Source organism: Shewanella electrica (assembly GCF_022321485.1).
Taxonomy (GTDB): Bacteria; Pseudomonadota; Gammaproteobacteria; order Enterobacterales; family Shewanellaceae; genus Shewanella; species Shewanella electrica.
In genome coordinates this window covers 1-260 of record NZ_JAKOGG010000426.1, presented here as the reverse complement: position 1 = coordinate 260, position 260 = coordinate 1, and the positions used below count along the sequence as shown (strand labels likewise).

1 protein-coding gene is annotated in these 260 nt (G+C 53.5%); it reads right to left on the bottom strand.

The features are described from left to right. Positions 1 to 203 (bottom strand): 30S ribosomal protein S17 (gene rpsQ / locus L9G74_RS21120; RefSeq protein ID WP_238898717.1); only part of this gene is annotated, 203 nt, incomplete at its 3' end. Positions 204 to 260 lie beyond the last annotated feature (57 nt).

Here is a 260-nt window from a genome sequence, read left to right as displayed (position 1 = left end):
CTGAGGGGCCGACACTCTCCCACAGTGACAATGTCTCCGATCTGCACATCCCTGAAGCAGGGGGAGAGATGCACAGACATGTTCTTATGGCGCTTCTCGAAGCGGTTGTACTTGCGGATGTAGTGCAGGTAGTCCCGGCGGATCACAATGGTGCGAAGCATCTTCATCTTGCTGAAAACACCTGAGAGGATACGGCCACGCATGGACACATTACCCGATAAGTTGCAGTTATTGTCGATGTAGGTGCCCTCGAGAGACTC